Genomic DNA, 2,818 nt, shown 5'->3' with positions numbered 1-2,818 from the left:
GGCCGGCGCGCACTCGCAGTTCGACGATCTTTTTTTTTAATGATACCGCGACCCCCGGGATTTACACTTATGCGATCGTCGGGAGCGTCAGATGGGTATAAGAGACAGATGCGTAACCGCAAGAAGTCTCAACCCGCGCCCGAGTCCACCGAGGTCACCCCGGTGCGGATCATCCCGGCGGGTGCCCCGCTCCCGCCGCCGAACCCGCCGACCCCGCCGATGCCGCCGGTCCCGCCCTCCGCGTCGACCGCGCCGGTCCCGCTGCCGAAGCCGGAGCCCACGTCCGTCCCGGCCCCGACCGCTACCGCGGTCCCCCCGGTGCCTACCGCTGCTGGTGACTCGGGGGCCTGGTGGAGGACACCGCCGCCCGCGCCGCCGGGGCCCCCGGTCGGCGGGGGAGGGGGCATGACGCCCTGGAATCCGCCGCCGACCCCGGCCCCGTGGGGCGGCCCGGGCCCGGTCCCGGCGCCGTGGGGCGGGCCTCAGCCGCTGGAGATCCGTATCGAGCTGGTGCAGCCGGAGCCGGAGCAACCGGGGTTCTGGCGTCGCCTGTGGAATCTGCTCGCCCGGGGCATCAGCCCCTACGCCGCCTGGGGCGCGCTGGCCGCCGCGGTCATCCCGATCCCGGGCGTCGGCTACGGCGCCGGCGCCATCTGGGGCTCGCTCCTGTTCCAGCTCGAGGTCTGGACGAACGATGTCGCGCCCGGCTTCGTACCCGGCCTGGTCGGTCTGGGCACCCTCATGTTCGCCTTCCGGGCGTTCATGGTCCGGCCCGGCGCCGTCCGGTTCTTCTTCCTCGCCACCGCCGCTATCGGCACCATCACCGGCGTTCTGTGGCCGGACGTGGTCGCCGCCATGACAGGAGTGCGCGCATGAACACCACGATGACCATCGGCGGAGCCGCCATCTCCCTCGCGATCTTCATCGTCAACGCGAGGTCCTGGTGGAAGGGCAACCGCGAACTGAAAGCCTTGATCCCCTACGGCGGCGGGCTGGTCACGGGGGCGTCGTGGACGCTGTGCATCGGCGGCGTCTTCGGCTGGGTCGCCGTCCAGGCCGTGGACATGGGCAACAAGACCGGCAACAAGGCCGTCGCCGCCACGACCGGCGCCCAAGACGGCGGCGGGCTCGCCCACGGATCGCTGGGCACGCTCTCCTACGCCGGGGCCTGCGCGGTCCTGGTCGCAGCCATCGTCGGCGCCATCGTGTGGAAGGCGGCAGGCAAGGCCGACAAGAAGCGCATGGCCGGCGGTGTTTTCACCGGCCTGACGCTGTGTGCCACCGCCGGGTTCGCCAAGCTGATGACCTGGGTGCCAGACCTCTACAACGCCGTCGGCGCGAAGGCCGTCGAGGTGCTGAACGGGGGGCTGGCCCTGTGAGCGGCGGAACCGAGGCGGCGCCCGAGGCGGGCGCCGCCTTCGCCGAACGCGCCGAAGACCTCAAAGCGCGCGCGGCAAAGCTGAAGGAACACGCGGCCGGGGCTGAGGAGAAGGCTCGGGCCGCCAGCGCCTGGGCCGTTCGGCTGGTGCAGGCACTGGGGGCAGGAAGCACCCTGCTGGGCAAGACGCTCGTCATCCGGTTGAAGGGCTGGTGCCTGGAAGGGCACCGGTCAGACCTCAAGGGCATCAGCGCCGACCTGGGCATATACCTGCGCGGTGGTGTGCTGGCCATCGTCGGGTACGGGGTGTGGCGGGCGGTGGACGCCCGCCCGGTCCTCATGTGGCCGCTGGTCGGCACCTGGTGCGTCGCCGCCCTCCGCACCCGGGTCAAGGCATCGACCAAGCAGGCGCCGGAAGGTGCCGGGGAGGGCTCGCCGACCACCGGTTCCGGGGCCGTTCCCGGGCCGTCGGCGGAGGTGTTCGTGCACCTCCTCCACGACCTGGTCCAGGAGCACTCCCAAGGGTCCAAGACCACCCCCGGTCTGCACTGGCCTCAGGTGGTCGCCGGCCTCTCCTCCCGCTACCCCGGCGGGGGGCCGTCCGGGGGGTGGTCCGCGGCCGACTGCCGGCGCCTGTGTGAGGCCGCAGGAGTGCCCACTTCCAAGGGCGTGAGGGCACACGGGGAAGGGGCCCGCCCGGGGGTCTCCACCGGGGTCCGCACAAAAGACCTCCCACAGCGCCCGCCGCTCCCCTCCCCTGGCCCCTCTCCGACCGGCTCCCACGGGCCCGGTGTTGCTGTTGTTTCCGCAGGTCAGATCGAGCAACAAGGCCAGCAACAACAACAGCAACACCCCGGCGACAACACCCCGGAAGGGGAGGGGGTGCGGATCGTCCAGGACGAGGCGAACCCCAACCGCTGGCACGTCGTCCGCCCCACCCCAACGTCCTGACGGCACCTCGGTCCGTCCCCGACCGGCTTCGGCCGGGGACGGGCCGAGGAGTCGCCAACCGGCGTCTCGCTCACCGAGAAGGAGCTCCCTTGCCCACCAACTACCCGTGGTTCGAATCCCTGACGGACAGCGTCTTCGCCCTGGGGGCCGCGGCCCGTGAAGCACAGGCCGCCTACCGGGCCGCCGTCCTGTCCTGCGACGCCATGGACCTGGACCGGCTCCGGCCCGTCGACGGCGAGATCGCCATCCCTGGTCGCGCCCCCAGCAGCGTGCCGGTCCGTCCCCACGACCACGTGCTCTACCGCATCCAGGACATCCACCGCACCCACCGCGACGAGCTGGAGACCCTCTACAGCCGCGCCGCTCAGGAGTACGCCTACGGCACCGCCTGGGCCATCGTGCGCGTCCTCGACGGCCACCAGCCCACCGCCGTCGAGCTCAAGCGCACCCGCGACGGCTTCACCATCCCCACCGAACTCGCCCCGGTCC

The 2,818-nt window shown here is 71.9% G+C and carries 5 protein-coding genes; 4 read left to right on the top strand and 1 reads right to left on the bottom strand.

The genetic code is table 11. From position 1 onward, the window contains the following. Positions 1–128: 128 nt before the first annotated feature. Complete coding sequence (locus E4099_RS33370) at positions 129–407, bottom strand: hypothetical protein (protein ID WP_167828547.1); 279 nt, start codon at positions 405–407, stop codon at positions 129–131. Here E4099_RS33370 and E4099_RS30990 point away from each other — a divergent pair. The 4 genes from E4099_RS30990 to E4099_RS30975 form a co-directional block, all read left to right on the top strand. Then, positions 406–876, top strand: a complete 471-nt coding sequence (locus tag E4099_RS30990; RefSeq protein WP_135342425.1) for a hypothetical protein — start codon at positions 406–408, stop codon at positions 874–876. The genes E4099_RS33370 and E4099_RS30990 overlap by 2 nt on opposite strands. After that, positions 873–1,379, top strand: a complete 507-nt coding sequence (locus E4099_RS30985; protein ID WP_135342424.1) for a hypothetical protein — start codon at positions 873–875, stop codon at positions 1,377–1,379. Before E4099_RS30990 ends, E4099_RS30985 begins: the two co-directional genes overlap by 4 nt. Next, a complete protein-coding gene (locus E4099_RS30980; protein WP_135342423.1) occupies positions 1,376–2,329 on the top strand; it encodes a hypothetical protein in 954 nt (317 codons plus the stop codon). Before E4099_RS30985 ends, E4099_RS30980 begins: the two co-directional genes overlap by 4 nt. 89 nt (positions 2,330–2,418) lie before the next feature. Beyond that, positions 2,419–2,818: hypothetical protein (locus E4099_RS30975; RefSeq protein WP_135342422.1), on the top strand; the 400-nt coding region annotated here is incomplete at its 3' end.

It is taken from the genome of Streptomyces palmae, assembly GCF_004684805.1.
Lineage (GTDB): Bacteria > Actinomycetota > Actinomycetes > Streptomycetales > Streptomycetaceae > Streptomyces > Streptomyces palmae.
Note: the sequence above shows the minus strand (reverse complement) of the source record. Positions and strands in the feature narration are given on the sequence as shown.